The sequence below is a fragment of the Microcystis sp. M113S1 genome (assembly GCF_020246945.1).
Taxonomy (GTDB): domain Bacteria; phylum Cyanobacteriota; class Cyanobacteriia; order Cyanobacteriales; family Microcystaceae; genus Microcystis.
Genome location: NZ_JADBSA010000110.1, coordinates 1 through 5,106, shown reverse-complemented (window position 1 = coordinate 5,106; position 5,106 = coordinate 1). Strand labels below are relative to the sequence as shown.

Annotated in this window: 3 protein-coding genes and 1 pseudogene; 2 read left to right on the top strand and 2 right to left on the bottom strand. The window is 45.6% G+C overall.

The genetic code is table 11. The features are described from left to right. Nucleotides 1-217 precede the first annotated feature (217 nt). Together IM319_RS05800 and IM319_RS05795 are read right to left on the bottom strand one after the other, a co-directional pair. On the bottom strand, nucleotides 218-1,804 hold the full coding sequence (locus IM319_RS05800; protein WP_287734974.1) for a serine/threonine-protein kinase: 1,587 nt from the start codon (nucleotides 1,802-1,804) through the stop codon (nucleotides 218-220). A gap of 304 nt (nucleotides 1,805-2,108) precedes the next feature. Then, entirely contained in the window at nucleotides 2,109-3,599 is a 1,491-nt protein-coding gene (locus IM319_RS05795) for a UDP-N-acetylmuramoyl-L-alanyl-D-glutamate--2,6-diaminopimelate ligase (RefSeq protein WP_287734973.1), read from the bottom strand. Nucleotides 3,600-3,888: 289 nt separating this feature from the next. On the opposite strand from IM319_RS05795, the gene IM319_RS05790 reads away from it, so the two are divergent. Together IM319_RS05790 and IM319_RS05785 are read left to right on the top strand one after the other, a co-directional pair. Then, on the top strand, nucleotides 3,889-4,677 hold the full coding sequence (locus tag IM319_RS05790) for a DUF4079 domain-containing protein (RefSeq protein WP_287734972.1): 789 nt from the start codon (nucleotides 3,889-3,891) through the stop codon (nucleotides 4,675-4,677). Nucleotides 4,678-4,710: 33 nt separating this feature from the next. Beyond that, nucleotides 4,711-5,106: pseudogene (locus IM319_RS05785) on the top strand (RNA-guided endonuclease InsQ/TnpB family protein); the annotation flags it as partial.

The window sequence follows — 5,106 nt, the reverse complement described above, 5'->3', positions numbered from 1 at the left end:
GATGGGTTTTACCGATTTTCAGGTGGTCAACTACCTAATTTTCAGGGAAAAAGTACCTGAATTTTCCCCCTGATCACTCCCAGGCCTGGTACTTTTTGATTGACAAAAAGTCTAAAAGTCTTACCCAACAAGGTTTTTAGCTTTATTCAGCAGACCCTAAATAGAAGTTTCCTACTGTCTTTTCACTGTTTACTGATTACTGATCACTGAAAAAAGATTACCAGGAACCGCGTTTACCATTGGGCATAACTGTGAACCAATTGGTTTTTGCCAGGGCGATTTGTTCTTGAGTTACTTGGGCATCAGAGAGATTAGCCCCGCAAAGATTAGCATCTTTGAGATTAGCGTAGCGAAGATGGGCGCCGGTGAGATTAGCCCCGCGTAAATCGGCCTTTTCTAGGTCTGCATAACCGAGATAGGCATTATTTAAATTGGTACTTTTGAGAATAGCTTGACTGAGATTAGCCCGGCCCAGATCCGCATTGGACAGATCTGCCCCTTGTAAATTAGCTCCTGTTAATTTGGATTGACAGAAATTTACCCCCAAAAGTTTGGCTTTGGCCAGATTGAGATTTGGTAATTCCTCTTGGGCGAAATTGCGCCGGCCGTTATTGTAAGCATCGAGAATCGCTTTTTCATCTAAGCGGGGTTTTTTCTTCAGTAAGGTTAGCTCCGTGCTGCTGCGGGCTTTACTTTTATTCAATACATTTGTATTAAACATTGAAAAAGCCATCTGTCCCCCCAGCATATTATCTGGAGAGGCCTCTGGATTTTTATTTTTGGGACGAAATTTAGACTTGAGAGGGCCAGAAACGGAGGAAGTGGCTATCGAACCTGAATCTTGTCGGGGGGGCTGGGAAGTAACCATTGGAGCGGCGATTAAACTTTGGGCTAGACTGTCGGCATAAGCCGTCATGTCTAAAGCATCCATTACCTCTTGAGCGGATTTGTAGCGATGACGGACAGAGACTTCCAGCATTGTTTTCAGGACTTTAGCAAACGGGGGACTCACCTTGACTAATTTTTCCCAGAGTAATTCGCCTGTATTAATATCAACTTCGATCGTTTTAGGAGATTTGCCCGTGAGTAGATAGAGACAGGTAGCTCCCACCGCGTAGATATCACTAGCGTAAACGGGACGCATGGCCATCTGTTCGGGGGGGGCAAAACCTTGGGTACCCACGGCAAAATTAGTGAAAGCGGTTTGAGAATCGGCATTGGCCATGACGGTATTAACTTGATTTTTGACGGCCCCGAAGTCAATCAGAATCAATTTTCGGTCTGTTCGCCGACGAATTAGGTTAGCGGGTTTGATATCCCGATGAATTACCTTTTGCTCGTGGACATATTGCAAAACCGGCAAGAGTTCACTTAAAAACTGTTTGACTCCCGCTTCGCTAAACGGCCCGCGTTTTTTGACCTCTTGGTGCAGGTTATGACCTTTAAGGTATTCTTGAACTAGATAAAACTGTTGATTATCTTCAAAATAGTCCAATAATCGGGGAATCTGCGGATGAACTCCCAGTTTTGCCAAGGTTTCCACTTCTCGCTCAAAAAGTTCCCTCGCCATGCGAAAAACATTAGCCTCTTTAGAGGGAGGTTGCAGTTGTTTGACCACACAGAGGGGCTTATCTGGTAGGGACAGATCCGATGAAACAAAAGTTGTCCCAAACCCTCCTTTCCCCAAAATGCCTAGAGTTTGATAGCGGTCGTGCAGAAGAAGTTTTGAACCGCAACTCTCGCAGATTAACGCTGTCGGGGCGTTTTTCGGTTGAGTGCAGTTGGGATTAAGGCAGTAGGTCATCTAGATTCACCAATTGACCGATACTTTTTTACTAACACACCCTAACAATGCACTTTAAGAGATTGTCCTCAAGAGGGGGTATCTCCCAAAGTCTAAAGCCAGAGGCCTCAGACAATCAAAGCGCGTGTAACGCCTTTTTTGTGTCATTGCTTAGTCAAGACAGGGGGCCACTTATCAAGATAGCGGTTGCCCCCTAACGAGGATTTTCACCTAAACTCTCCCAGTCTATCACAGATTTTAACATTGGCTACTTGTGCCAATTGTCAACTAATGTTAGCTTTTCTTGATAATTCATCACCCCCCATCAATTTTTCACTTTCATCAAAGCGGCCCGGGCCTGTTCGCGGTCATCGAAATGGATTTTTTCCGTCCCCAAAATTTGATAATCTTCGTGACCTTTACCCGCAATAATTACCCCGTCTCCCGGTTGCGCTGCTTGAATAGCCGTGTCAATGGCCAAAGCGCGATCGCTAATTACCTGAACAGTAATTTCTGAGGGAATGCCAGCGACGATATCCTGAAGGATTCGTTCGGGAGCCTCTGTGCGGGGATTATCGGAGGTAACTATGGCTAAATCTGCTAATTCTGCGGCTATTTTACCCATTAACGGCCGTTTTGTCCGATCGCGATCGCCGCCACAACCAAAAACACAAATCATCCGACCAGAAATAAAGGGCCGGGAAGCTTTTAAAACATTCTCTAAACTGTCGGGAGTATGGGCATAATCGACAATGACGCTGATATCTTGGTCGGGAGCGGTGCTAACCCGTTCCATCCGCCCCGGTACTCCTGAAAACTGGGGAATTTGACTGATTACTTTCCCTAAATCTACACCACATTCTAACACTGCCGCCGCCGCCGCCAAGAGGTTAGCCAGATTATATTGACCCACCAGAGGAGAAGCAAAGGCTATTTCCCCTTGGGGAGTCACCATCACCCCTTCAACTCCCGTGGGTTGATAGTGTAAATCCTTAGTATAAAAATCGGCACTAGCATCGGACACACTATAGGTTAAAACCTGTTGGGGAGACAGGGAGGCTGCTAATCGTTGACCATAGGCATCATCAAGGTTAATAATCGCCTTCCCTTGCAGATAATCGGGACTAAATAATTTAGCTTTAGCGGCAAAATAATCTTCCATATCGAGGTGATAATCGAGATGGTCTCTGGTGAGATTGGTAAACACCGTCACGGGAAAAGTACAACCCTGTACCCGTCCCTGGGCCAGTGCATGGGAACTAACTTCCATGACGGCGATTTCATTGCCGGCGCTCACCGCTTTGGCTAAACTAGCTTGTAACTCGTTAGCGAAAGGGGTGGTATGATTAGCGGTTTCTTGGAATCCTTGCCAACGGGTATAAAGAGTCCCGAATAAAGCGGTGGGAATCTTTGCTTGGCTGAGAAAATATTCAATTAAATGGGTGGTGGTGGTTTTGCCGTTAGTTCCCGTCACACCGATTAATTTTAGGGTTTGGGCAGGATAATGATAGAATTTAGCAGCGATCGCAGCGGCGGCAGTAACTAAATCTGCCACAACCATTACGCAAGCATCCTCCGGGGGGGGAAATTTAGCGGCGGCTGCCGGGGAAATAATCGCCGCTACGGCCCCGGTTTCCAAAGCAGAACGCCAAAATTCGCCCCCATCGACGCGACTACCGGGTAAACCGATAAATAAATCTCCGGGTTGACAAGCATGGGAGTTGGTGGAAATTCCCGTAATCTCGGTTTCTAAAGCGATAGGAGAAGAAATTGGGGAAACCAGAGTGATATTTGTCAAAAGTTCTTGTAGTTTCATAGTCAGGATTGAATCTAGGGATTGCTGCTTTTAGATTAGCCGATTATCAAAGAGGTTCCTCGTCCGAAATGGGAAGTGGGGTAGTGGGGTAGTGGGGTAGTGGGGTAGTGGGGTAGTGGGGAAGCTGTCTCATCACCCTATCACCCCAAAACCCTATCACCCTATCACCCTATCTCCTGCCTTTTGCCCCCTGCCCCTGCCCCCTGATATCTGCGATAAGCTGAAAAAAATAAGGCTATAGCTTGTCAACTATTGACGATTTTCTGCTGACTATTTTCGGGATATTTATATGCAATTCGTCGATTTTCTGGCTCTCATTCATCCTGTCCTAGCAATAGTGGTCGTTTTCCCTATTATCGGCCTCGTAGTCAACTTTGCTTGGCAAACCCGTCAACGTCGCTTAGAAACCGCTGCAGGAAATAAAAGTAAAATTCCCCCAGTGGTTGGGCCCGAACATCTACGCTTAGGCCGCTGGTTAACGGGTACAGTGGTAGGGGTTAACCTGTTAGCACTAGCTTACTCGGTCGTTTACGGTTTTAATGGTTTTGTCGATAAACAAAAAGAGGGAAAATTAGACCCCTTTCTGGTCATTTTTATGATTTTGATGTTTTTTGTCACCATTGCCTCTTTGGTCTGTCTCTACTGCGCTAGACAAGCCCTCTGGCGCGGAATTTTTGCCACCTTGACTGGCATGGGTTTAATTATTATCGGTGCTCAGGATGGGGTCTGGCGACTCTCGGCCCAATGGTACTGGTCTCACTACTATATCGGCATGGCGGCATCATTACTGATGATTTTTTCTCTGGCAATTGTCGAAGATATCTATAAAGACCGTTCCCATCGTTGGCGCATTGCCCATACAATTCTCAATTGTATCGCCCTGGCTCTCTTTCTAGGACAAGCGATGACCGGTTCGAGGGATTTGCTGGAAATTCCCCTCAGTTGGCAAAAACCGGCAATTTATCGCTGTGATTTCACCAATAAAACCTGTCCTGAACCGAAATCCCAAACCCCCCTCATCGAAAATTTTGGGTCTGAAACCCCGTCGTTCTACGACGGCTTTACCGTTAAATACTAGCGCATTTACCAAATATATGCTTAAATGTGAGACATGGAAAAAGCCTACTCGTTCCGATTTTACCCCACACCAGAACAAGAGTCGCTATTGCGGCGCACTTTGGGCTGTGTAAGATTGGTTTACAATAAGGCACTCCATGTCAGAACACAAGCATGGTACGAAAGACAAGAAAGAGTAGGATATACTGAAACTTCTTCAATGCTAACTGATTGGAAAAAACAAGAAGAATTAGACTTTTTAAACGAAGTTAGCTGTGTACCTTTACAACAAGGGTTAAGACACCTACAAACAGCTTTTACCAATTTCTTTGCGGTCGTACTAAGTATCCTAACTTTAAGAAAAAACATCAAGGAGGAAGTGCCGAATTTACTAAGTCAGCTTTTAAATTTAAAGACAAACAAATCTATTTAGCTAAATGCACAGAACCTT